This is a genomic window from Janthinobacterium lyxosi, from assembly GCF_051380665.1.
Taxonomy (GTDB): domain Bacteria; phylum Pseudomonadota; class Gammaproteobacteria; order Burkholderiales; family Burkholderiaceae_D; genus Janthinobacterium.
In genome coordinates this window covers 45,791-69,766 of record NZ_JBNYXM010000024.1, presented here as the reverse complement: position 1 = coordinate 69,766, position 23,976 = coordinate 45,791, and the positions used below count along the sequence as shown (strand labels likewise).

Annotated in this window: 18 protein-coding genes; 8 read left to right on the top strand and 10 right to left on the bottom strand. The window is 63.0% G+C overall.

What is annotated here, in order from left to right; all coding sequences use genetic code 11:
* Nucleotides 1–20: 20 nt before the first annotated feature.
* From ACQ4WP_RS21955 to ACQ4WP_RS21940, 4 genes are all read right to left on the bottom strand, one after another.
* Nucleotides 21–1,223: an efflux RND transporter periplasmic adaptor subunit gene (locus tag ACQ4WP_RS21955; protein ID WP_436524363.1), complete on the bottom strand. Its 1,203-nt coding sequence runs from the start codon at nt 1,221–1,223 to the stop codon at nt 21–23.
* 12 nt (nt 1,224–1,235) lie between these two features.
* Nucleotides 1,236–2,474 (bottom strand): TolC family protein, encoded by a 1,239-nt coding sequence (locus ACQ4WP_RS21950; RefSeq protein WP_436524361.1) that lies wholly within the window; start codon nt 2,472–2,474, stop codon nt 1,236–1,238.
* A 104-nt stretch (nt 2,475–2,578) separates the two neighbouring features.
* On the bottom strand, nt 2,579–2,941 hold the full coding sequence (gene czcI, locus ACQ4WP_RS21945; RefSeq protein ID WP_436524359.1) for a cation efflux protein, CzcI family: 363 nt from the start codon (nt 2,939–2,941) through the stop codon (nt 2,579–2,581).
* Nucleotides 2,942–2,983: 42 nt separating this feature from the next.
* Nucleotides 2,984–4,531, bottom strand: coding sequence for a C13 family peptidase (locus ACQ4WP_RS21940; protein ID WP_436524357.1), 1,548 nt, complete (start codon nt 4,529–4,531; stop codon nt 2,984–2,986).
* Nucleotides 4,532–4,716: 185 nt separating this feature from the next.
* Between ACQ4WP_RS21940 and ACQ4WP_RS21935 the strand changes: the two genes are divergently transcribed.
* Nucleotides 4,717–6,660, top strand: coding sequence for a GAF domain-containing sensor histidine kinase (locus tag ACQ4WP_RS21935; protein WP_436524355.1), 1,944 nt, complete (start codon nt 4,717–4,719; stop codon nt 6,658–6,660).
* Nucleotides 6,661–6,776: 116 nt separating this feature from the next.
* Here the strand turns inward: ACQ4WP_RS21935 and ACQ4WP_RS21930 are convergent, their stop codons facing one another.
* Entirely contained in the window at nt 6,777–8,288 is a 1,512-nt protein-coding gene (locus ACQ4WP_RS21930; RefSeq protein ID WP_436524353.1) for a DUF3369 domain-containing protein, read from the bottom strand.
* Nucleotides 8,289–8,721: 433 nt separating this feature from the next.
* On the opposite strand from ACQ4WP_RS21930, the gene ACQ4WP_RS21925 reads away from it, so the two are divergent.
* Nucleotides 8,722–9,225, top strand: a complete 504-nt coding sequence (locus ACQ4WP_RS21925; protein WP_436524351.1) for a DUF3016 domain-containing protein — start codon at nt 8,722–8,724, stop codon at nt 9,223–9,225.
* A gap of 19 nt (nt 9,226–9,244) precedes the next feature.
* On the opposite strand, the gene ACQ4WP_RS21920 is transcribed toward ACQ4WP_RS21925, so the two are convergent.
* The 3 genes from ACQ4WP_RS21920 to ACQ4WP_RS21910 form a co-directional block, all read right to left on the bottom strand.
* A complete protein-coding gene (locus ACQ4WP_RS21920; RefSeq protein ID WP_436524349.1) occupies nt 9,245–10,030 on the bottom strand; it encodes a substrate-binding periplasmic protein in 786 nt (261 codons plus the stop codon).
* A gap of 71 nt (nt 10,031–10,101) precedes the next feature.
* Nucleotides 10,102–10,545, bottom strand: a complete 444-nt coding sequence (locus ACQ4WP_RS21915; protein ID WP_071079638.1) for a thioesterase family protein — start codon at nt 10,543–10,545, stop codon at nt 10,102–10,104.
* A gap of 113 nt (nt 10,546–10,658) precedes the next feature.
* Nucleotides 10,659–12,110 carry a PQQ-dependent sugar dehydrogenase gene (locus tag ACQ4WP_RS21910; protein ID WP_436524347.1) on the bottom strand — a complete coding sequence of 484 codons (1,452 nt, stop codon included), beginning with the start codon at nt 12,108–12,110 and terminating at the stop codon, nt 10,659–10,661.
* 283 nt (nt 12,111–12,393) lie between these two features.
* Between ACQ4WP_RS21910 and ACQ4WP_RS21905 the strand changes: the two genes are divergently transcribed.
* Nucleotides 12,394–13,500, top strand: a complete 1,107-nt coding sequence (locus tag ACQ4WP_RS21905; RefSeq protein ID WP_436524345.1) for an S-(hydroxymethyl)glutathione dehydrogenase/class III alcohol dehydrogenase — start codon at nt 12,394–12,396, stop codon at nt 13,498–13,500.
* A 10-nt stretch (nt 13,501–13,510) separates the two neighbouring features.
* On the opposite strand, the gene ACQ4WP_RS21900 is transcribed toward ACQ4WP_RS21905, so the two are convergent.
* Nucleotides 13,511–14,515 carry a GlxA family transcriptional regulator gene (locus ACQ4WP_RS21900; protein ID WP_436524343.1) on the bottom strand — a complete coding sequence of 335 codons (1,005 nt, stop codon included), beginning with the start codon at nt 14,513–14,515 and terminating at the stop codon, nt 13,511–13,513.
* Nucleotides 14,516–14,668: 153 nt separating this feature from the next.
* Between ACQ4WP_RS21900 and ACQ4WP_RS21895 the strand changes: the two genes are divergently transcribed.
* From ACQ4WP_RS21895 to ACQ4WP_RS21885, 3 genes are all read left to right on the top strand, one after another.
* Nucleotides 14,669–17,455: a DUF6701 domain-containing protein gene (locus tag ACQ4WP_RS21895; RefSeq protein ID WP_436524341.1), complete on the top strand. Its 2,787-nt coding sequence runs from the start codon at nt 14,669–14,671 to the stop codon at nt 17,453–17,455.
* Nucleotides 17,456–17,548: 93 nt separating this feature from the next.
* The gene (locus ACQ4WP_RS21890) at nt 17,549–18,247 is read left to right on the top strand and encodes a dienelactone hydrolase family protein (protein WP_436524339.1); all 699 of its coding nucleotides are present in this window, start codon (nt 17,549–17,551) and stop codon (nt 18,245–18,247) included.
* Nucleotides 18,248–18,387: 140 nt separating this feature from the next.
* Entirely contained in the window at nt 18,388–18,804 is a 417-nt protein-coding gene (locus ACQ4WP_RS21885; protein ID WP_326458387.1) for an SRPBCC family protein, read from the top strand.
* Nucleotides 18,805–18,922: 118 nt separating this feature from the next.
* On the opposite strand, the gene ACQ4WP_RS21880 is transcribed toward ACQ4WP_RS21885, so the two are convergent.
* Nucleotides 18,923–20,548, bottom strand: coding sequence for a M28 family peptidase (locus ACQ4WP_RS21880; RefSeq protein WP_436524337.1), 1,626 nt, complete (start codon nt 20,546–20,548; stop codon nt 18,923–18,925).
* Nucleotides 20,549–20,682: 134 nt separating this feature from the next.
* Between ACQ4WP_RS21880 and ACQ4WP_RS21875 the strand changes: the two genes are divergently transcribed.
* Together ACQ4WP_RS21875 and ACQ4WP_RS21870 are read left to right on the top strand one after the other, a co-directional pair.
* Complete coding sequence (locus ACQ4WP_RS21875) at nt 20,683–21,528, top strand: alpha/beta fold hydrolase (protein WP_436524335.1); 846 nt, start codon at nt 20,683–20,685, stop codon at nt 21,526–21,528.
* A gap of 271 nt (nt 21,529–21,799) precedes the next feature.
* The gene (locus tag ACQ4WP_RS21870; RefSeq protein WP_436524333.1) at nt 21,800–23,959 is read left to right on the top strand and encodes a DEAD/DEAH box helicase; all 2,160 of its coding nucleotides are present in this window, start codon (nt 21,800–21,802) and stop codon (nt 23,957–23,959) included.
* The last annotated feature ends 17 nt before the right edge of the window (nt 23,960–23,976 follow it).

The following is a 23,976-nucleotide window of genomic DNA, read 5'->3' as shown; positions in this document are numbered from 1 at the left end:
GTTTCCTTTGTTTAACGTGATCAATGTTCATGGCCGGCAGCATCTTTGCCCAGCTCGGACTTCAGCACGAAGCTGCCTTGCGCCGCGTATGGCGTGCCGGCGGCCATGCCTTGCTTGATGTGCGTCAACTTGCCATCGCTGCGCCCCAGCACCACGGGCGTGGCCTGGTAGCCATCCTTGACTTGCACGAAGACGACGGGCTTGTCTTCCACCGTCTGGATGGCCGTGCTCTGCACGGTGACGGGTGCGTCCGCTTCGCCGGACACCACTTCCACGCTGACGAACAGGCCCGGGCGCCAGGCCATGTCGGGGTTCAGCAAGCTGATGCGTGCCTTGGCCGTGCGCGTCTGCTCGCCTAGCAGCGCGCCCACATAGGTGATCGTGCCTTGCGCGCTGGCGTCGAAGGCACTGGCTTTCACTTCCGCCTTGCCTCCCATGCGCACGGTGGCCAGGTCTTTCGCCGGCACGGCGATTTCCGCCCACACGGTCGACAGGTCGGAAATGACGAAGATGTTCGCGTCTTCCTTGACGGCTTCGCCCAGGGTGATATGTTTCTCCAGCACCATGCCGTCGAACGGCGCGCGGATGTCGTAGCGGTTCAGCGGGCCTTTGCTGCTACCGCTGGCGCCCAGCGCGCTGAGCTTTTGCTGCGCGTTTTGCACGGCGATTTCCGCCTCGCGCCACGCTTGCTGCGCCTGCAGGTAATCTTGCTCGGCCGAAATTTTCTCGCGCCACAGTTTCTCTTCGCGTTCATACGTGGAGCGGGCCAAGGATAAACGCCGCTGCGCCGACAGCAGTGCGCTGCGTTGTTCCGACAGCTCCGTGCTGGCGATGACGGCCAGCACTTGCCCCTTTTTCACCAGCTGGCCCAGGTCCGCCTGCACGGCTTCCACCACGCCGGCCAGGCGCGGCACGACGTGGGCCGTGCGGTCTTCGTTAAAACGGATTTCGCCGGGCAGGGCGACTGTCGTCTTGATGCGGCCGGGCGCGGCCGTGGCGATGACGACGCCGGCCGCCTTGCTTTGCGCGGCGCTCAGCTCCAGCCGGCCTTCCACTTCCTCGTGGCCGTGTTCGTCTTTCTTTTCAGCATGTGCTTCCGTCTTGACGGCGGCCGGCAGGGCGCTGGACTTGCCCGTGCCGAGGATGAGGATTGCCAGCACGATGCCGGCCGCCGCGATGGCGCCGATGGCGATCGCTTGTTTCTTGTCGAGTTTGATATGCATGTCGGGTCTTCCTTACAGGGGAGCGGGGGCGCCAAGCAGACGCTCGATCTCGGCGGCGGCGTGCTGCGCTTCGGTCAGCGCGCGCAGGTATTGGTTTTTGGCTTGCAGCAAGGTGCGCTGGGCATCGAGCACGTCGAGGAAGGCGAACTTGCCGAACTCGAAACCCTTGCTGGCCGCGTCGTAGGCGCTCTGCGCGCCGGGCAAGATGTCCTGGCGCAAGCTTTCCACGTCGAGCCGGGCCGTGGCCAGCCGTTCGCTGGCGGCAGCCACGGCCGTCTGCACGGCGATGCGGGCGGCGGCCAGCTCGTCGCTGGCCTTGTCGCTGCGGCGCAAGGCATCGAGTTTGTTGCCGGCGTTGCGGTCGAACAGCGGCAGCGGCAAGGCCAGGCCGATGATGGCCTGGTTGCGGCCCAGTTCTTCCGAGCGCTTCATGCCGACGCTCACGGTGACGTCGGGCGTGGCGCGCCGCTGTTCCACGTCCAGCATGGCTTGCCGCTGGGCTAGCGTGCTTTGCGCCTGGCGCACGGCCGGCGCCAGGGCCAGGCGGGCCGCCAGCTCGCTGGCGGGTGGCAACTGCGGCAAGGTTTCCAGCCAGCCCTCGGCCAGGGTAAAACGGGGCGTGGCATTGCCCCACAGGGCGGCCAGGCGCTTGCGGGCGCTGGCCAGGGTGCTGCGGGCCAGGTTCAGCTCCAGCCGCACGCTCGCTTCGGCGACGCGGGCGCGGGTTTCCTCGACGGGCGAGGCCTTGCCGGCCGTCACCCGGCGCGCCGTGATGTCGCTGGCGCGCGCGGCCAGGGCCTGCGCGCTGTCGGCCAGGCGCAAGCCTTCCTGAGCCGCCAGCACGTCGACAAAGGCGGAAGTTACGGCGGCGCGGGTTTCCGCCTGCTGCAGTGACAGGCCCGCTTGCGCCAGGTCTTCGCCGCGCTGGGCGACGGCGGCACGGGCACCTCGCTTGCCGCCCAGTTCTATGAGCTGGTTGAGCTGCACGGTGGTGCTGCGCGTGGCGCGCCGCGTGTCTTCCAGCACCGTTTGCAGTTCCGGGTTGGGCAGGGCGCGCGCCTGCTGCAGGGCGCCGCCCTGCGCCGCCAGTTCATGGCGGGCGGCCGACAGGGTGGCGTTGCCGCCTTCGGCGAGCAGTAGCGCGGCGGGCAGGGTCAGGGAACCGGCAGGTTCCTCAAGTGCTTGCGCATGGGCAAGATTGCCAGCCAACAGGCCGGCGGAGAGACATAACAGATAGATGGATCGGTGCATCGAATTCTCCAAGGTGCGGAAAAAGAATTCGACGGGACGCGCAGGCTGGCGCCCTGGTCAATCAGGCGTGCGTTGCGATCAGTAAAAATGGACGTCCCGTCGGCCTAGGCGGCCGACGACCAGTCAGGGCGCTTGGGAGCGTCCGGGATGTGGGAAGCGTAAAAGAAGGGGGAGGTGTCCGCGTTCACGGACGCCGTGTCGCCAATGGGCAGGCTGGAGCCGGCCGGCAGCCACGCATGGCCGATGCCATGGCAGACGTTGCAATCGCTGTGCGGCTGGCCCTTGGATTGCTTGTCAGCCTTGTCGGCCACGGGTTTCTTGTCCGTATCAGCCTTGTGCTGGTGGCTGTGGTGGCCCAGGTGCTGCGCCGCCTTGCCTTCTTCGTGCAGGCAATACGCGCTCGCCGCGACCCAGGACATCTGGAGCGGAAGCACGAACAGCAGCAAAATGAGGAAGAATCGTCGCATGGTGACGGCTATTGTACAGAAAGGCGGGCAGCCGTGCCCATGTCAGCGCGGCTGGGCGCGCCAAGCCTTCAGCTGCGCGGCGATGGCCTTGCCCTGGAACAGCTGCGGCTCGGAATGCTCTTCCGCTTCCATGCCGCCTTCGCGGAAATCAGCCGCCTCGCGCGCCTGCACCAGCACCCTGGCCTTGCCGAAGGCTTCCGTGAAGCTGCTGCTCTTCGGCAAGGCTTCCTTGAAATACGCTTCGCTGAAGTACGTAAAATCGTTCTGGTCGTCGCAGCCGAACGAAGTGCGATCGCGGCGCGCGGCCGTGATGAGCAGCGTTTGATCATCCTTCAGCGCATCGATGAAACCGCCCGCATAGCAGGCCGAGATCACGATGACTTTCCAGCGGATGCCGCTGTGCTTGAGCATGGACGCCAGTTCTTGCGCGGGCAAGCTGTGCAAGTCCATGCCGTTTTGCGCCAGCGCCAGTTCGTGCTCGGGCGAACCATGGCTGGTGAGGAACAGGAACAGGATGTCGTTCTGCTTGTCCATCCTCGCGCCTAGCGCATCGAGGCTGGCGGCTATGCTGGTGCGCGTGGCCATCGGCTGCTGCGCCACCGTGTTGCGGCTATTGACCAGCATCAAGGAGCGCCCCACGGTGCCGAAATCGCGGTCGAACTGGTGCTGCACGAAGGCCGTTTCGCGGTGAAACACTTCCTGCGCGCCATCGCCCGCCACGCCCAGCAGGTAAAGATTGATCTTTTTTGCCGCATCGCGCGGTGCAATGCGCGCCAGGGCGCCGTCGAGCAGGCTGCGCTGGTTATACAGGGCCAGTTCGATATTGTCGCGCGTGAGCTTGTCGGCGGCCGGGTCGTCCAGCTGGCCTTCCGTCCAGTGGCCGCTGTCTTCGCGCCGGCCATCCGCCTGCGCCACGGCGTAGCGCAGTACGCCCTTGCCGTCGAACTGGCCATTCTTGAAGCTGCCCCGGTATTCGTCGCCGTCGGCCGTGCGCAGCACGCCGTCGCCCTCGAATTTCCAGTCTTTCAGCTCGCCTTCGTAGCGGATGCCGTCGCTGGTGCTGACCTTGGCCTTGCCCTGCACCTGGCCCTGGACGAATTCGCCTTCGAAGACGGTGCCATCCGTGTCGGTCAGCTTGCCGGCGCCGTGCGGGCGCCAGTGTTTGAAATGGCCTTCAAAGGTGGCGCCGTCGGCGCCCTGGAAGCGGCCTTGTCCCTCGAAGCTGCCCTTGACGAAGCTGCCCGCGTAGATCTCGCCCTTGGGCGAGGTATAGCGGCCGATGCCATCGAAGGCCCCCTGGCGGAAGGCGCCCGTGTATTCGACGCCGGACGCCTGGCGCAGCGTGCCCTGGCCGGAAAACACGCCGCGCGCGAAGCCCCCTTCATAAAACGCGCCGCTCGCGTATTCGAGCCGGCCCTGGCCATGCATCTTGCCCGCGATGAGGGGGCCGAAATAGCGCCCGCCATCGGCCGTTTCCGCCGTCGGCGCCTTGGCTGGCGCGGCGCACAGCGGCGGCATGCCCAGCGCGGCAAAGGCCAGCAGGCCGGCGAGGGTATAGGGACGAAGCGAGGCGCGTAGCGTGGCGGTCATGAGGACGGTCTGGTCTGTAGGAAGGGGCCTAGTCTGCCACTGTATCGCCAGCGTGGCAAATGCTGGCGTGGCGTGTGTTGCCCTGCTTCAAGGCAAGATTCTGCGTTTTATGCCGTGCCAAGGCTGGGCTGAACTGATAATATTGATTTTCAGAACATATACTTACACAAGGCACATAGTTACCCATGGAAAGCCGTCTCAGCCGCCTGGAAGCCGTTCAAACCGTGTTGCTGGAAATCGGGCAGCGCTCGAGCACCTGCAGCGATATCAGTGAATTCCTGCAGGCGGTGCATGCGGCGCTGGGGCGCATCATGTATGCGGCCAATTTTTATGTGGCCCTGAGCGACTGTGACGACGGCCTGGTGCATTTTCCCTATTTTGTCGATGAATTCGACGCCGCGCCCGACCCGGACGTGGGCGTGCGCCTGGCCAGCGCCGCGCAGTCGCCCACGGCGTGGGTCATCGTCAACCGCAAGCAGCTGGTGATGACGGCCGACGACGACGCCATGCGCGCCATCGGGGGCGGCGCCTGGGGCGGCGGCACGGCGGCCGAGCACTGGATCGGCTGTCCGCTATTGGACCAGCAGCACCAGGTGCTGGGCGCCATCGTCATTCAGAGCTATGACGCGCAGCACCACTTCAGCGTGGAAGACCAGGCCCTGTTCGCGCTGATCGCCACGCACGTGTCGAGCGCCCTGCAGGGCATGCAAAGTATGGACCGGCTGGAAAAGGCGGTGCAGGAGCGCACGGCCCTGCTGGCGCACGAGGTGGCCGAGCGGCGCCGCGCGGAAAACCTGCAGCATGCGCTGTATGAAATCGCCAACCTGTCGGCGCAGGCGGCCGACGCGACCACCTTGTATGCGCGCCTGCACGCCATCATCAGTGAGCTGGTGACGGCGAAGAATTTCCTCATCGCCCTGTACCACCCGGACAACAAGGACATCACGATTCCGTATTTCGTCGATGAAAAGGATGCGCAGGCGCCCGTGAAACGCTTTCATTACGGCATCGGCATGAGTTCTTATGTGCTGGCGCGCCGCCAGGCTTGTCTGCTCGATGCAAGCAGCTATGCGGCGCTGGTGGCCAGCGGTGAAATGGACGAGCCGCTGGGTAATGTGGGCATCGCCAGCTGGATGGGCGCGCCCATGCTGCTGGGTGAGCGCAAATATGGCGTGATCATCGTGCAAAGCTACGACACCTCCGTCGTGTATGGCCAGGCGGAACTGGACGTGCTGGCCTTCATGGCCAGCCACGTGGCCGTGGCGATGGCCCGCATCCAGGCCGACAGTGCCATGCGCCAGGCCAAGGAAGCGTTGGAAGAGCAGAACGCGGCCTTGAACAGCGCCCTGAGCGCCTTGCAGGAAGCGCAGTCGGAACTGGTGCGCCAGGAAAAGCTGGCCTCGCTGGGCCGCCTGGTGGCGGGGGTGGCGCATGAAATCAATACGCCGCTGGGTATTTGCGTCACGGCCACCAGCCACCTGGTGCAGGAACTGAAACTCACGCGCGAAGACCTGGACGGCGGCCAGCTCGATGAAGATGGTTTGCGGCAGTTTTTCGATATCATCGACCAGACCCTGCGCATCATGACGACGAATACGCAGCGCGCCGCGGCGCTGGTGCGCAGCTTCAAACAGGTGGCCGTGGACCAGTCGTCGGACGAATTGCGCAGCTTTAACTTGCGCAAATACCTCGATGAAATCCTGCTCTCCCTGCAGCCCAAGCTGAAGGGCAAGCCGATCAGGGTGGAGATCGATTGCGCGCCCGAGGTGCAGCTGCGCAGCTATCCGGGCGCCGTCTCGCAGATCGTCACGAACATGGTGGTCAATTCACTGGTGCATGGCTTTGTCGAAGGCGAGCCGGGCAAGATCAGGATCAGTGCCAGGATGGCCGGCGAGATGCTGGAGCTCGACTACAGCGACGATGGCATGGGCATGGACAGCACCACCCTGGGCCAGCTGTTCGACCCCTTCTTCACGACCAAGCGGGGTTCCGGCGGCAGCGGCCTGGGCGCGCACATCCTCTACAACCTGGTGACGGGGCCGCTGGGCGGCACGGTGAAGGTGGTCAGTGCGCCGGGAATGGGGCTGCATTACAAGATACGCTTCCCGCTGGAGCCGAAGAGCGCTTGAAAACTTGAAAACGGCGGGCCCGCTTGGCCCGGAACGCCCGTGTTGGGGGCGTGGTTCGTAGCGGATTTTGCCGGCGTGCGTCTCGCTCAGGGGCACTTGGCTCTTTGATGAACCTGCTAGTCAGGGAAACGTTGATTTAGCGCAAGCGCTTCGTCGAGATTCGCGATCAGCAACTCCACATATTGCGGGTCCAGGTGGCTGCCGCTCACCTCGCGCAAATAGCTGACCACGCGCTCCAGGGGCCAGGCGTCCTTGTAGCAGCGCTTGTGCATGAGGGCGTCGAAGACGTCGGCGACGGCGGCGATGCGCGCGTATTTGTGGATGTTTTCGCCCACCAGGCCTTGCGGGTAGCCGCTGCCATCATATTTTTCGTGGTGCTGGTGGGCGATCACGGCGGCCGCCTTCAGCAGCGGGCGCTGCGAGCCGTCGAGGATGGACATGCCCACCGTCGGATGCTGCTTCATGATTTCCCACTCGGCCGCGTCGAGCTTGCCCGGTTTCAGCAGCACTGCGTCCGGCGTGGAAATCTTGCCGATGTCATGCATGGGCGCCGCGTGGCGCAGCACCATGGTTTCCTCTTCCGACATGCCGGAGGCCTGCGCCAGCAGCTGGCACACTTCAGCCATGCGGCGCACGTGGTTGCCGCCTTCGTGCGAGCGCGATTCGACCACGTCGCCCAGGCGCAGGATCAGTTCGGCCTGGGTATCGGTGATTTCCTGCGTCAGCAGGATGTTGTCGAAGGCGATCGCCACGCCCGAGCAGAATACTTCCAGCAATTGCGCGTCGAGGTCGGAAATTTCTTCCACGCCTTTTAATACCAGCAAGGACGCCTTGCCGCTGCTGTTGGGAAAATAGCCGACATAGGTGTCGCCGTGCAGGCGCGAGATTTTATTGCTCTTGGCATGGTCCAGCTGCGACAGCAGGGATGGGCTGAGGATGCCGCCATCGGCTTCATGGTCGCCGATCTGCGCGAGGATTTCGTAATCCTGTTCGCCCGAGATGGCGCTGGCGCCGCGCAGGCGCAGCAGCATGCTCGTTTCCAGGCGCAGCAGGGCGACGACTTGCTGCAGCAGGCCGCCGGCGAAGTCGCGCAGGTTGCGCTGCTTGAAGATATGCGCCGAGGCCGCGATAACTCTTTCCAGGCCTTCGCGGTAGTGCAGCTGGGCCAGGCGCGCTTCCTCGACCTTCATGATGTCGCGGTAGGCGCGCAGGGCGGCAAAGGTGGTGGTGAACAGCTTGGTGCGGTCCAGTTCCGTCTTTTCCTTGTAGTCGTTGATGTCGTAGTTGACGATCACCCGTTCTTCCGGCGCCTGTCCCGGCTGTCCCGTGCGCAGCACGATGCGCGTAAACTGGTTGCCCAGGTCTTCGCGCATCCAGCGCGCCACTTCCAGGCCGCTGTCTTCGCGTTCCATCACCACGTCGAGGAAGACCAGCGCGATGCCTTCTTCGCGCGCCAGCACCTGCTTGGCCTCGGCGCCGCTGTAGGCGTGTACGAAGCTCAGGGCGCGGCCCTCTAGGCGAAAACGGCTCAGTGTCAGTTTGGTGATGTCGTGGATGTCGGGTTCATCATCGACGAGCAGGACTTTCCAGGGAGGTAACTTGGGTGATGCTGAAGACAAAAATGACATAAGGGCGAGTTCCGCTAAAAGGCATAACTGACGCAATGCTGAGACGCCCGCGCCAGGCTTGCCTGTGCGCCATTACCGGCGTTGCGCGTTTTCCGGGCGCATTTTATCGATTGTAGACTGACAGCCAAATATTAACAATATGCAAGAAAAATTGACTAAAAACATGCAACAAGAGTGCTAAAAAAACACTTTAAATCCAGGCTGCTGACACTATCTATACTTTATCGCTTAGGCAACTATATTTTCAAGACAATACTTTGTTTTAATTAATATTGCCAATGAATCTGCAAAAAAATACGGCGCCTTGCCTTTCTGGTGGAAATCAAAAAAGTAACAAGGTATGAATTCCGCACCAGAATGGGATGCCGCGCGCTATATTGAGTAGGCATAAGAAGTGGCCCCATGCCACTCACATTTCCTGAAAGGGTCAATCATGCAAAAACAAACGACGCGCGCCCTGGTCACCGCCCTGGCTTTGCTGGCCAGCAGCGCGGCCTGGGCAGGAACGGAAGTGCAGTTCAGCAAGCCGGATCAATACACGGATGTCTCGTTCAACCCGCAGGAACGGGATGAGGTGTTGAAGGAACTGAGCCGGCATTTCGAGAAACTGGGCACATCGCTGCCGCCCGGGCAGACCTTGAAAATCGACGTCACGGATGTGGACCTGGCGGGCCGTGAAAATCCTGCGCTGCGTGCCGGCCAGGATATCCGTGTCATGAATGGCCGGGTCGACTGGCCGCGCATGCGCCTGCACTATGTGCTGGAGCAGGATGGCAAGGTCATTCGCAGTGGCGATGCAGCCCTGTCCGACATGTCGTACCTGAGCCGCATCAATCATTACTTCAGCAATGAAAAGCTGCGCTATGAAAAGCTGATGATCGATGACTGGTTTGCGGACACCTTCGGCATCAAGGTGAAGCGCCAGACGCGCAAGTAAGCGAGCATGCATCGCTATTTCAGCGCAGGTAGGCTGCTTCGATGCGCGCCAGCTGGCCGTTCTGCCGCATGGCAAGCAAGGCCGCATTCATCTTCTCGATGAATGCGGCCTTGTAGGCGGGCGTATTGCGCGCGCTGTAGGCGATATACGTGGCTTCGGACGACAGTTCCAGCACTTCGTGCAATTGCAAGCCGTAGCTGCTTAGTTCTCCTTGCAGCTGGCGTGCCGTGTGGCGGGCCGCGCCCCGGTCGCTGGCGTAGCAATCGATGCGCCGCAGGGCCAGTTTCCTCAGGTTGGCTTCATTGCCCTTGGCCGATTCCAGGCGCAGCAATCCCTGGCGGGCCGGCACCATCAATTTTTCCGACAGTAAAAACCCCGTGTTGACGCCGACGGTCAGGCCGGCAAAGTCGGTCGGGAAGTGCGTGCGCGGGGTGCGCATGACGGCGTCATGGCAGAACAGCACCACCGATTCGCGGTACAGCATGGCCGAATACGCTTGCACGTACGACCGTTCCGTCTTGCGCCCGGGCGGGAACAGGCCGAATACCTGGCCTTTTTCCAGCGCATCAAGGCCCCGTTTCCAGGGGCGCGGCTGCAGGTCCAGCCGATACTCCGGCATTCTTAGGGCGGCTGCGCGCAGCATATCGACGTACATGCCCTTGAACACGCCATTTTCCACGTAGCTGTATGGCGCATAGTCGTCGTCGCCGTACAGGATGACGGTGTGCGGCGCGGCCAGGGCGGTCGGCCACACACCCGGCAGCGCCAGGGCCAGGCACAGTCTTGCCGTTATCGCTGCTTGCATGCCGCTCCAGTTTTAATGTCTTCCTGGCAAGCATACAGCATGGCGGCATGGCGCCCCGCTTAATCTATCGCTTAATCGATCCAGTTCACCTGCGGGAACTTGCTGCCGAACTCTTCCGGCATGGGCACGACCTGGCTGCGCTTGTAGTTGAAAAACACAAAGCCGGACTTGGCCATCGCGATCAGCGTGTTGTCGCGGGGACGCGTGATGCGGAAAGTGATGTCGCCGCCATATTTATTGAAATCCATGACGCCCACTTCGAACAGCAGCTGGTCGCGCGCATGGGCTTCGGCGCGGTAGGTGGTGGCCAGGTCGGTGACGATGATGCCGGTGCCGTCCGCTTCAATGTCGCGCACGCCGAATTCGAACAGGAAGCGCGCGCGGGCCTCGGAAATCATGGAAATCATGGAATCGTTGCCGAGATGGTTGCCGGCATTGATGTCCGTGGTGCGTACCGTCAGTTGCGAGGAATAGCAGTACTGGTCTTCGGGAAATTCAAGTTTCAAACGGGCCATGGTGTTCTCTTGGGCTGGTGCGCAGGGCGCGGCGGAAAACCATTCTAGCCGGTTCCCCGCGCCCCGTCGAAAAACGCCCTCTGCCGCGCGCGCTCCGCTTTACTGGCGCACGCTTATTTACGTACGATCCTGTACACCTTGCCCGTGCCGCTCAGCATGTACAGCTCGTTTTGCGCATCCTGGCCGAAGGACAGGATGTTGCCCACGTTGGTGATGCTCCAGTCCGTCACGGCGGAGGCCGTGCCATTGCTGTAGCTGAAACTTTTCAGCCAGCCGCTGCAGTAGTCCGAATACAGGTACTGCCCCGCCAGTTCCGGCAAGGCCGTGCCCCGGTACACATAGCCGCCCGTGATCGAGCAACCGCCGGCCGTATCGTGGCCGTATTCGATGGCAGGCAGGACCAGCCCCGCCTGGTTGCAGCTGCTGCTGTTGTAGCAGTGCGCGCCTTCCATGCTATTCCAGCCATAGTTGTTGCCCGCCTGGCCCACGGGGCGCACATCGACTTCTTCCCAATTGGCCTGGCCCACGTCGGCGAGGTACAGCAGTTGTGCCGGCACGTCGAAGGCGTAACGCCATGGGTTGCGCAAGCCATATGCCCAGATTTCAGGGCGCGCGCCGGGCGTGCCGGCAAACGGGTTGCCCGGTGGAATGGCGTATGGCTGGGCTACCGTGCTGGCGTTGACGTCCAGGCGCAGCAGTTTTCCCAGCAGCACATTCGTGTTTTGCGCATTGCCGGACGGGTCGCCCGCGCTGCCGCCGTCGCCCGTGCCTGCGTACAGATAGCCATCCGGGCCAAAGCTGAGCAAGCCGCCATAGTGGTTGCTGAACGTGGGGTGGGGAATCGTGAGGATGGCCAGCGCAGAGAGGGGATCGGCCACGTTGGCGTTGCCAGCCGACACTTGCCGTCGCTCGATGACGATATCGCCGGCCAGGTTGGTGTAGTAAATGAAGAAATAGCCGTTGCTGGCGTACTGCGGATGGAAGGCCAGCGACAGCAGGCCCCGTTCGCCGCTGGTGGTGGTCAGGGTGCTGATGTCGAGGAAGGGCGTGACCAGCAAGTTGCCGTTCTGCACCACGCGGATGCGTCCGGGGCGCTCGAGGATGAACAAACGGCTGTCGCCGGGTGGCGCCGTGAGGAAGATGGGCGCGCTCAGGCCGGAGACCACCTCTTGCAGGGCCAGGGCCAGCGGCGCTGTGGCCGCATAGGTGACGCTGGCGTTGGCCGTCGCGCCCGCATTGACTTGCACCTGCTGCGTGACGGGCGTGGGCGCCAGCGTTCCCGTGCCTTGCGCCACGCTGGCGGCGCTGAGCGCGTAGGCGCCAGGCGCCAGGTCGGTGAGCGTGGTGCTCGCCGTCAGCAGCTTGCTGTAGGACGCGGGTCCGCTGAGCGTGACGGCGCCCGCCACGCCGGCCGGCAAGCCGCCGATGCTGACCGTCAGGCTGCCGGTGGTGGCATCGGGTGGGTGGTGGCCGCCCCCGCCGCCACAGGCGGCCAGCAGGGCCAGGCAGCATGCCAGCAGCAGGGCCGGCCAGGCGGGGAACAGTCGGGATAGCGAGTTGCGCATGTCAGTCTCCTGCGGGGAACGATGAAATGGCGAGTCAGTGAGGGTGAGTCAGTGCGATGGATCAAGGGAATGCTGTTGCGTCAAGAATGCGCGTTTTTGTGCCCGCAAGATTGAGCTTGCGCAAGCGTACACCTGTCACACGCCGCGCTTCCGTGCGCTGCTGCACCGTGCGGCGGCATCGGACAAATGCGCCGCGTTTTCAGACAAGCGCGCCGCCGCTGGCTCCGCCACGCCCGCAAGCGTCCGATAATGGTGCATCTGAAACCGAGCAGGAAGAATCTCCATGAAAACCAAAGCCGCGATTGCCTGGAAGGCGGGCGCCCCGTTGACCATCGAAGAAGTCGACCTGGCCGGCCCGCGCGCCGGCGAAGTGCTGGTCGAGCTGAAAGCCACGGGCATTTGCCATACCGATTACTACACCCTGTCGGGCGCCGACCCGGAAGGCATCTTTCCCGCCATCCTGGGCCACGAAGGCGCCGGCGTCGTCGTCGACGTGGGCCCGGGCGTGACGACCCTGAAAAAGGATGACCACGTCATTCCCCTGTACACGCCAGAATGCCGCCAGTGCAAGTTCTGCCTGTCGCAAAAGACGAACCTGTGCCAGGCCATCCGCTCCACGCAGGGCCGTGGCCTGATGCCGGACGCCACCAGCCGCTTTTCCCTGAATGGCCAGCCCTTGTTCCACTACATGGGTACCTCGACCTTTTCCAACTATATCGTGGTGCCGGAAATCGCTCTCGCCAAGATCCGCGAAGATGCGCCGTTCGACAAGGTTTGCTACATCGGCTGCGGCGTGACGACGGGCGTGGGTGCCGTGCTGTTCTCTGCCAAGGTGGAAGCGGGCGCGAATGTAGCCGTATTTGGCCTGGGCGGCATCGGCCTGAACGTGATCCAGGCGGCGAAAATGGTCGGCGCCGATAAAATCATCGGAGTGGACATCAACCCGGCGCGCCAGGCCATCGCGCGCAAGTTCGGCATGACGCATTTTATCAACCCGAACGAGGTGGAAAACGTCGTCGACGCCATCGTGCAACTGACCGATGGCGGCGCCGACTATAGTTTTGAATGCGTCGGCAACACCACCCTGATGCGCCAGGCGCTCGAGTGCACGCACAAGGGCTGGGGCAAATCGTTCATCATCGGCGTGGCGGCAGCGGGCCAGGAAATTTCCACGCGCCCGTTCCGGCTGGTGACGGGGCGCGAATGGCGCGGTTCGGCCTTCGGCGGCGCGCGCGGGCGCACGGACGTGCCGAAGATCGTCGACTGGTATATGGAAGGCAAGCTCAACATTGACGACCTGATCACGCACAGGCTGAAGCTGGAAGACATCAATCAAGGTTTTGAGTTGATGAAGAGCGGCGAGTCGATTCGTTCCGTCGTCCTGTACTAATATCGGCTTGTCATCTTGATGTGCTGGAAAAGCGTTCGCGGTAATCGCGCGGCGTGATGGCGAGTTTCTTTTGAAACAGGCGGCGCAGCCTTTCCTCGCTGTGCAAGCCCGCTTGCACGGCCACCTGTTTTAAGGAGGACACATTGTCTTCCAGCAAGCGGCGCGCCACTTCAAAGCGGGCCGTGTCGATGAATTCCGTGGGGCTGCTGCCCGTTTCGCGCTGGAACACGCGCGTAAAATTGCGTTCGCTCATGGCCAGCCTGGCCGCCAGCAGCGGCACCGTGAGCTCTTCGGCAAGATGCTCCATGATCCAGCCCTGCAACTGGCGGATGGTCGGATGTGTCGTCATCTGGCTCGACAGGTGCACGGAAAACTGCGACTGGCCGCCGGGCCGCTTCAGGTACACCACCAGATCGCGCGCCACTTCCAGCGCGATATCGCGGCTGAAATCGTCTTCCACCAGGGCCAGCGCCAAATCGATGCCGGCCGTCACGCCGGCCGACGTCCAGAATTTCCCTTCCCGCACGAAAATCGCATCGGCATTCACCTGTATCAATGGATAGCGCTGGCGCAGGCTCTCCACGGCGCTCCAGTGCGTGGCGGCACTCTTGCCGTCGAGCACCCCGGCCTCGGCCAGGAAGAAGCAGCCCGTGCACAGCGCCGCCAGGGTAGCGATGCGCGGCGCCGCTTCGGCCACCCAGGCGGCCAGGGCGGGGATGTCCTGCAGCACCTGCTCGACATGGTGACAGCCGACGATGACGGCCAGGTCGGGCAGGCGATTGGCATCGAGCGCCTTGTTCGCGTGCAGCGACATCAGGGTGTCCGACTCGACGGGGCCGATGGCCGTCGACACGATGCGCACGTCGTAGCCGCCAGGCAAATTGCGCAGGCGCAAATGGGTGTTGGCGTAATCAAACACTTTCATGGCGCCGATGGCTTCCAGCGCCTTGAAGCCGGGATAGACGATGATGTCGACGGTGCGCAGGGGGAATTCTTTGGGGCTTTGCTTGATCATGCGAAGTACGTGTGGGTGGAAAACACTGCCATAATGCAACACCTGCGATGGTGCAGCTTAGCATGAAATAATCAATTTGCCGCCTGTCACCTCCCATTTATCCGAGTTCCGAACATCGTGCGCATATACATTTTTCTTGTCGGTTTGTTCCTATTGTTATCGACCGACATGGCCCAGGCGGCCACCTTCAATTTCAACGGCGGCGACGTCAGTAATTGCACCCGGTCTGGCGCGCAATATACCTGCGACAACTTGTCCATGGCCGATACCGACGTCATCGTCATTGCCAGCGGCTATGGCGTGACGGTAAATAGTTCGCTGAAGCTCACGTATAACCAGGGCTTGACCATGAGCGGCAACGCCGCGCTGACGGTCATGGGCAATTTCGATATCACCGGCCTCAATGCCTCCAGGCTGCGGGTCACCGGCGGTAGCCTGACGGCAAAGGGCGGTACCTTCAGCATGGGGGCGCTGACGCAGACGATCAGCGCGAATATTTCCGCCACCACCGTCAAAATGGGAACGGCCCACGTCATAGTGACAGGCAGCATCACCGCCAAGGGACTGGTGGAGATTGCATCGGGATCGACCATCAAGGGGCCGATTAGCGGTGATATCGTCAATATCTTGCCCGCCAACAGCGTGGTGGAGGGCGATATCACCGCCAAGACTACGCTGACCATCGGTTCCGGCAATGGCATCAAGGGCAATGTCGAGGGCGGCAACGTCACCCTGAATGCGGCGAATGGGTATATCACGGGCAATGCCAAGGTCGATCACATCACCCTGGGCTCGCGCGGCCGGGTGCATCAGACGATCACCTGCAAGGCCTATACCCCGGCCAACCCCTGCAGCTGCGTGACGAATAACAGCGGCTATGCCTTCAACGAGCCGCTGGGTCCGAAGTGCGTCCCCGGCACCCCGACCGGACCCCACCATTTCCAGATCGACCATCCAGGCACTGCCCTGGCGTGCGCGCCGCAAACGGTGACGGTGACGGCTTGCGCGGATGCCGCCTGTGGCAGCACGTACGCGGGTGGCGCCACTGTCACGTTGAGTCCGGGGGGCGAAGCGACGCAGATAAGCAGCAGTGGCATTGGCACGGCCGCCGTGCGCCAGTACGCCGTCGGCAGTGCCACGCTGAGCCTGACGAGTGTGCCCGGCGCTACGGACGCGCTGGTGTGCAAACGCAGCTCGGACAAGAGCGCCAGTTGCGTTATGAATTTCGCGGAAACAGGCTTGATTGTCACTCCCGTCAACCATGTCTCGGCCACGCAGGCGTCGTTTGGCATCAGCGCGGTGCAGGCCAGCCCCAATCAGCAAGCTTGCGTGCCCCTGTTTGCCAACAAGAGCAAGGACTTGACGCTCGCTTGCAGCTACAGCAATCCCGCCAGCGGCACTTTGCCCGTCTTCATCAAAGGCACGGGCGCCTTCATCGCCTTGGCCCCGGATAACAGCAGTGCTTGCAGTATCTTGGGGAGGACTGTCAACCTGGCGTTCGATAACAAGGGCGTCGCCAGGGCCACCATGTCCTACGCGGATGTGGGGAAGATGAATTTGAAGGCCACTTATACGGGGTCGGCCACTTCCGGCGACGCCGGCTTGAGCATGACGGGCAACGGCGATGTCATTGTCGTGCCGGCCGCGTTCAGCGTCCCTATCATTGCCAGCCCTCAGCGCGCGGGTGCGCCAGTGACGTTCAGCATGAGCTCGCTCAATAACGCGGGTGCCGCGACGCCGAACTTTGGCAATGAAAAATTGCCAGAGACGGCGCTGCCTACGCTGGCCAGCCTGGTCAGGCCGACAACGGACGAGATTGCCGAGCCAAACAAGCCCGCTCTGCAGGGTGGCGTGGTCTTCAAGAATGGCAGCGTTGCCAGCAGCGACATGACCTGGCCGGAAGTGGGAACAATTACCATCGCCTTCAATCTGGCCGATACCAACGGCTACCTGGATGCCAATATTACGGTGCTGGACTTGCCCAAGGCCTCGAGCGTGAGCAAGGAAGTGCAGTTCATCCCGCACCACTTCATCACGGAGCTGATCAAGGACAAGGAAGCTGACCAGCCCAAGGCTACCAACGGCATCGCCGTGCCGTGCGCGCCGCCTCTCACCTGCGCCAACGATGGGGCGACAGGCCGCTACGCCTACTCGGGGCAGGCCATAGGCGTGCGCGTGACGGCGCGGGCCCTGGGGGAGACGACGACCCAAAATTATGACGACCGCGTCCCGAGCGTACTGGCGCCCGTGCTGCTCGAAGGCCTGGATGCGGCCACGGGCACGATTTCCTTTCCGCCGAACACTTCCGATGGCCGCAGCCGGCTCACCGATGGCAGCAAGGCGCAAACCACTGTCACCGGCGTGGCGCCCGTGAAATTCACCCTGGGCGTTGCCTCGCCCATGGTCGCCTACCGTTTTCCGGGCAAGGCGGGCGTGCCGGTAAAGGTGGCGCCCACCGACGTGCGGCTGCGCGCCAGCAGCACGTATCCCGGCGGCGCCGTCGTCAGTTCAACTTCCGCATTGATACAGAACGAAGCAAGGCTGACCGTGCTGTCGGGGCAATGGCAAGTAGCCCACGGCTATGGCTCCGAGTTGCTGCCCGTCCGGCTGGCCGTGCAAGTGCAATACTGGAATGGGACGAAATGGACGACGAATTTTCTTGACAGCATCAGTGCATTCAACAAGTCGGAAGTGGTGCTGGCCAATTGCAAGAAAACGCTAGACTGCAGCAAGCTGGCAGCTGATGACCGGACCTATACCGTCGTGCAAGGCGCACTACCGCAGGCCAATCGCCTGACCTTGCTGGCGCCCGGCGCCGGCAAGGCCGGCAGCGTGGACGTCTCCGTGGGCAGCCATCGCTACCTGGCCAGCAGCGTGGGCGTCGTCGTGTTTGGCATCCTCAAGTCCGGCCCCGTGATTTACCTGCGCGAGCTGTATTGAGCCTGGGCAAAGGGGGGGGCGGACGCAGGCAGGGCGAAAAACCAGTAACATGCCTGGCTGTGGCATTCCCCCCAACCTCAGACTGGAGTTTCTATGAGCACAACTTCGCAGTGGATCGATATCGCCGGCCCGGACGGCACCTTCCAGGCTTACCTGGCCGTGCCGCACGTGGGCAAGGGCCCCGCCATCATCCTGTTGCAGGAAATTTTCGGCGTCAACGAGCACATCCGCGCCGTGGCCGACCAGTACGCGGCCGATGGCTATGTGGTGCTGGTGCCTGACCTGTTCTGGCGCGCGGGCCCGCACATCGAGCTGGGCTATGACGAAGCAGGCTGGAAGCGCGCCGTGGAACTGATGCAAGCGACCGACAATGCCCACGCCGACAGCGATATCGCCGCCACCGTCGCCGCCTTGCGCGCGCGCCCGGAGGTGACGGGCAAGCTGGCCTCGGTCGGCTACTGCTTCGGTGGCCGGCTGTCGTTTCAGACGGCTGCGGCCGGCCTGGTCGACGCCGCCATCGCCTACTACGGCGGCGGCATCCAGAACAAGCTGGACCTGGCCGAGCAGATCACGGTGCCGCTGCTCATGCATTTCGGCGGCCAGGACAGCCACATTCCGCCGGAAGCCGTGCAAAAGATCGCCGAGCGTTTTGAAGACCGGCAAGACGTGGAAATCCACATCTACCCGGGCGCCGAACATGGCTTCAATTGCACCCACCGCGACAGCTACCAGCAGCGCGCTGCCGCCCACGCGCACGGCAATTCCTTGATTTTCCTGGCGGAAAATCTGTAAAACCTCTTCGCCAGGCTGGCCAGCTGCTATTTTCCGCTCAGCAGCAAAGCCGCATGGGCGCTAAAATAGCGGCTGTGCCGGGCAACTCCGGCCGGCCGGGCGCAGCGCCCGGCAAACCTGGATGAGGAACCGAATTAAAGATGGCCCAAGTAATTGTTTCTGTAACATTGGCGGCAAGCGCCGAACGCGTGTGGGATTTTATCGGCGGCTTCCAGTCGCTGGCTGAATGGTCGAGCTCCATCAAGACCAGCCTGTCCGAACACGGCGGCCGCGTGCGCCGCCTGAAAACCACGGACGGCGCCATCATCGCCGAACGCCTGCAAAGCTACAGCGAAGCGGACAAGAGCTACAGCTACACCATCGTCTCGGGCCCGATCCCCGTCAAGAACTACCGCTCTACCCTGCGCGTCACGGGCGAACCGGGAGGCGCTTCCTGCGTGGCGGAATGGTCGAGCGAGTTCGACGCGGCCGAAGGCGTGGAAGAGGTCATGGTGGGCGCGTTTCAACATCTGTATGAGACAGCATTCGTCGACCTGAAACGCATCATGGCAATTTGAATTACTGCGGGTCAGACCCGTTGGGGAATGCGCCCAATGGGGGCATTCCGGTCACGCAGTGACTGACCTCAGGTGATCAAGTAAAAACACCGGCCTCGGCCGGTGTTTTTCATGGCGCTTAGCGTTTTACCTTGCCAAACGCCTCGCCCTTGTTCCAAGTAGGCAAGTTCTTGTCGTTTGCCACTGCATAGCCGAGGTTCAGGGTGAACTGCGCCTGCTGCACCATGCCGGACAAGTCCCACGATGGCTTGTACTCGTCGGTGACTTGATGGTAATCCTTCTTGAAGGCCACCAGGCGCTCGCCGGAGGCTTTGGGTTCCTTGACGAAATCGAAGGAGCCGTCGCCAGAGAATACTGCCGAACCCACGTTGAAGGCGGGCACGCCGGCCTTGGCGAAGGCAAAATGGTCGGCCCGGTAAAAGGCGCCGGACAGGTCGGGAATGGTGGGCGCCAGGCGCAGGCCCATGCGCCTGGCCACCTTGGCGGCGCTCGCGTACAGGCTGCTGCGCTCGGCGCCGGCCACGCCGATGTCGTGCGTCTTGCCGACGAAGTTCATGCTGTCGAGATTCAGGTCGGCGGCCGTTTTCGCCAGCGGCCATAAGGGCTTGCGCGTGTAGGCGGTGCTGCCCAGCATGCCCGTTTCTTCGCCGGCCGGCCACAGGAAAATCTGCGTGCGGCGCGCCGGTTGTTTCACGGCAACCTGCGCCATGGCCAGCAGGGCTGCCGCGCCCGAGGCGTTGTCGATGGCGCCGTTGTAGATATGGTCGCTCTGGCCCTGTTTGACACCTTGGGCGCTGCCTTCGTCATCCTTGCCCAGGTGGTCCCAGTGGGCCGAGTAAATGACGGCTTCGTCTTTCAGTTTCGGGTCCGTGCCCGGCACGATGCCGGCCACGTTGAATTGCTCGATGCTGCGGACCTGGCTATCCAGTGCCACCTTGACCGTGGCGTTCAAGGGCACGGGGCGGAACTCGCGCGTTTCGGCCTGTGCGCGCAAGGCGTCCAGGTCCTGTCCGCCCGCCTGGAACAGGGCGCGCGCCGTGTCCTCCTGCAGCCAGCCTTCCATGGCGTTGCCCGCGCCAGCCAGGCTGAAGCGCTCGTGGCCGAAGCCGTTGGCCGGCACCGACCACGGATACGAAGCGGATGCTGTCGTGTGGATCAGCAAGACCCCGGCGGCGCCCTGGCGCAGCGCTTCCTCGTATTTGTAGACCCAGCGGCCGTAATACGTGAGGGACTTGCCGGCAAAGCGCTGCGGCTCGGCAGCGGTCGGCCGCGGATCGTTGACCATCATGATGAGCAATTTCCCTTTCAAATCTACACCCTTGAAATCGTCCCAGTGCTCCTCTGGCGCGCGGATGCCGTAGCCGGCAAACACGACGGGCGCGTCGAACGCCACTGTCTGCTGGCCGTTGGAGGCGCCGAAGACGATGTCCTTGCCGAAGGCGGGAGCGAGCGTCTTGCCGCCCGCGCTGAAGGTCACCTTGCTCGATGACAAGGCCTTGCTGCCGACGATGGTCAGCGCCTGGCGGTACGTGCCATCCTTCAGTGGCTGCAGGCCGGCCACGGCCGCCTGCGTTTCCAGGTAGCGCACGGCCAGGTCGCCGCCGCGCTGGCCCGTGCCGCGTCCTTCCAGTAAATCGTCGGCCAGGAACGACAGATGGGCGCGCAGCGGCGCTTCGGCAACGAGCGGTTGGGCGAGGGCGGCCGTGCTGAACAGGCTGGCGGCGAGGACGATGGGAAAACGCATGACAACTCCAAAAGTGAATACGGGAAAGCAAAGCAGCGGCAATCTTACTCTACCGCAATGCTCCAGCGTAGCGCGCGGCGTGTACGCGCCATTGCGGCCACAATGGCCGCTGGCCCACCGACAAGGAGCGTTCCATGACTGCCACCGACTTACAATCGAGCAACACCCTGCGTACCGCCGACGGCACCCTGATCTACTACAAGGACTGGGGCAGCGGCGCGCCCGTCGTCTTCAGCCATGGCTGGCCGCTGTCGTCCGACGCCTGGGAAGACCAGATGTTTTATCTGGCCTCGCACGGCTACCGCGTCATCGCGCACGACCGGCGCGGCCATGGCCGCTCCAGCCAGCCTTTCGATGGCAACGACATGGATACCTATGCCGATGACCTGGCCGCCCTGATCGAGGCGCTGGACTTGACGGGCGCCACCCTGGTGGGCCATTCGACGGGCGGCGGCGAGGTGGCGCGCTACATCGGCCGCCATGGCACGCAGCGCCTGGCGGGCGCCGTGCTGGTGGGTGCCGTGCCGCCGCTGATGCTGCAAACCACTGAAAATCCGCTGGGCTTGCCGCTGTCGGCCTTTGACGCCATCCGCGCGGGCGTGCAGGCCGACCGCAGTCAATTCTTCCGCGACTTGAGCGAGCCCTTCTATGGCTACAACCGGCCCGGCGCCAAACCGTCGCAGGGCGTGCGCGACAGCTTCTGGCGGCAGGGCATGCAGGCGGGCATGCCGGCCGCCTATTTGTGCATCAAGCAATTTTCAGAGACGGACTTCACCAGCGACCTGGCCAAATTCGACGTGCCGACCCTGGTGATCCATGGCGACGATGACCAGATCGTGCCGATCGCCGCCTCGGCGCGGCGCACGGCTGAGCTCATCATCGGCAGCAAATTGCTCGTGTATGCAGGCGCGCCGCACGGCTTGGCGACGACGCACAAGGACCGCCTGAACGAGGACTTGCTGGAGTTCTTGCGCACCTGACATGGGGCGGGCGCCGCAGTGCTTCCGCGCCCGCCGTTGCCGTTGCCGTGCAGAACAGGCGCAGGCGGCACATTGTTGTGTATCGTTTAATGTTGGCAAAATCACGCGCCAATTGCGTGCGGATCACCGATTTTTCTGCCTTTTTTCGGTAGATATGGCGCAAAAAACGGCGTTCTGCGGCATGCAGCCACCCGGTAAGGTCCAGTAAAGAGTAAACTAGCAGATACACTCTTTCGCATTGGGCGATTCGAGCGAACTTGTGAGTGATTTCATGTCTGATACACCAATTTCCTTATTTTCCGACCTTAACCTGAGCGAGCCGCTGATTCGCGCGCTCAAGGATGTCGGTTACGAAACACCGTCGCCTATCCAGGCGGCCACGATTCCATTATTGCTCGCTAACCGCGACGTGCTGGGCCAGGCGCAAACAGGCACGGGTAAGACCGCCGCCTTCGCCTTGCCGATCCTGTCGCGCATTGATCTGAAACAAAGCTCACCCCAAGCCCTGGTCCTGGCACCGACACGCGAACTGGCCATCCAGGTCGCCGAAGCGTTCCAGGTGTACGCTGCTCACATCCCCGGCTTCCACGTGTTGCCGATCTACGGCGGCCAAAGCTATGGCCCGCAACTGTCGGCCCTGCGCCGCGGCGTGCATGTCATCGTTGGCACCCCTGGCCGCGTCATCGATCACCTGGACAAGGGTTCGCTCGACCTGTCCAAGCTGAAAACGCTGGTGCTGGACGAAGCCGATGAAATGCTGCGCATGGGCTTTATCGACGATGTCGAACGCATTTTGAAAGAAACGCCGGAAGGCCATCAAACGGCCCTGTTCTCGGCCACCATGCCTTCCGTCATCAAGCGTATCGCCACCACCTACCTGATGAACCCGGCCGAAGTGACGGTCGCCGCCAAGACGGGCACGGCCGACAACATTCGCCAGCGCTACTGGCTGGTGTCGGGCATGCACAAGCTGGACGCTTTGACCCGCATCCTGGAAGCGGAAGTGTTTGACGGCATGATCATCTTTGCCCGCACCAAGCTGGGCACGGAAGAGCTGGCCGGCAAGCTGCAGGCACGCGGCTTCTCCGCTGCCGCCATCAATGGCGATATCCAGCAAGCACAGCGCGAGCGCACGATCCAGCAGTTGAAAGACGGCAAGATCGACATCCTCGTGGCAACCGACGTGGCCGCCCGCGGCCTGGATGTCGAGCGCATCAGCCACGTCGTCAACTACGACGTGCCGCACGATCCGGAAAGCTATACCCACCGTATCGGCCGCACGGGCCGCGCCGGCCGCAGCGGCGAAGCGATTCTGTTCATCACCCCGCGCGAAAAGAACTTGCTCAAAGCCATCGAACGCTCGACCCGCCAGCCGATCGGCATGCTGGAACTGCCGACGATCCAGGCCGTCAACGACGTGCGCATCGCCAAGTTCAAGGAACAGATCAGCGAAACCCTGGCCCTGGGCGAACTGGAGCAGTTCCAGTCGCTGATCGAAGATTTCGAACGCGAGAAAAACATTCCCGCCATCGAAATCGCCGCCGCCCTGGCGAAGATGGCGCGTGGCAATGTACCTCTGTTGCTGGACAAGAACAAGGCGCGCGAGCAAGCCACGTGGCAAGACGACCGCCCTGTGCGCCAAGACCGCTTCGAACGCAACGACCGTCCGGAACGGGGCGACCGCTTCGAGCGCAGCGAACGTGGCGAACGTCCTGCCTTCCCGAAAAAGGAACGCATCTCCCGTCCAGCCGACGCCGGCATGCAAACCTTCCGCATTGAGGTAGGTCATCAGCATGGCGTGAAACCGGGCAATATCGTGGGCGCCATCGCCAACGAAGCGGGCATCGATTCGAAAAACATCGGCCGCATCGAAATCTATGACGACTACAGCGTCCTGGACTTGCCGGACAGCATGCCGAAAGAATTGCTGGACCAGTTGAAAACCGTGTGGGTCGCGGGCCAGCAGCTGCGCATCAGCCGTGACGGCGACGCACCGGACCTGGCGCCGCCAGCCGCGCCACGCAAGCCGTTTGCCGCCAAGTCCGCGCCAGCGTTCAAGGATGCGCCGGCCGACGCGGGCGACGCAGCACTTGCACCAGCGCCGCGCGCGCCGAAGAAGGAACGTCCACGCCCAGGCGTGACGGCCTATCGCATCGAAGTGGGCCGCGAGCACGCTGTGACGCCAAGCAACATCGTCGGCGCCATCGCCAACGAAGCGAACCTGGAAGCCAAGCATATTGGCCGCATCGATATCTTTGACAACTACAGCGTGCTGGACCTGCCGGAAGGCATGCCGCCGGAAATCCTCGACCACCTGAAATCGGTCGTGGTCTCGGGCCAGAAACTGCGCATCAGCCTGGATGACGGCACCACGGAGCGCAAGCCTGCGGCACCGCGTCCGAAGTCGCCGCCGCGTAAGTCATTTAAGTAAGCCATCCCCACAGGCGC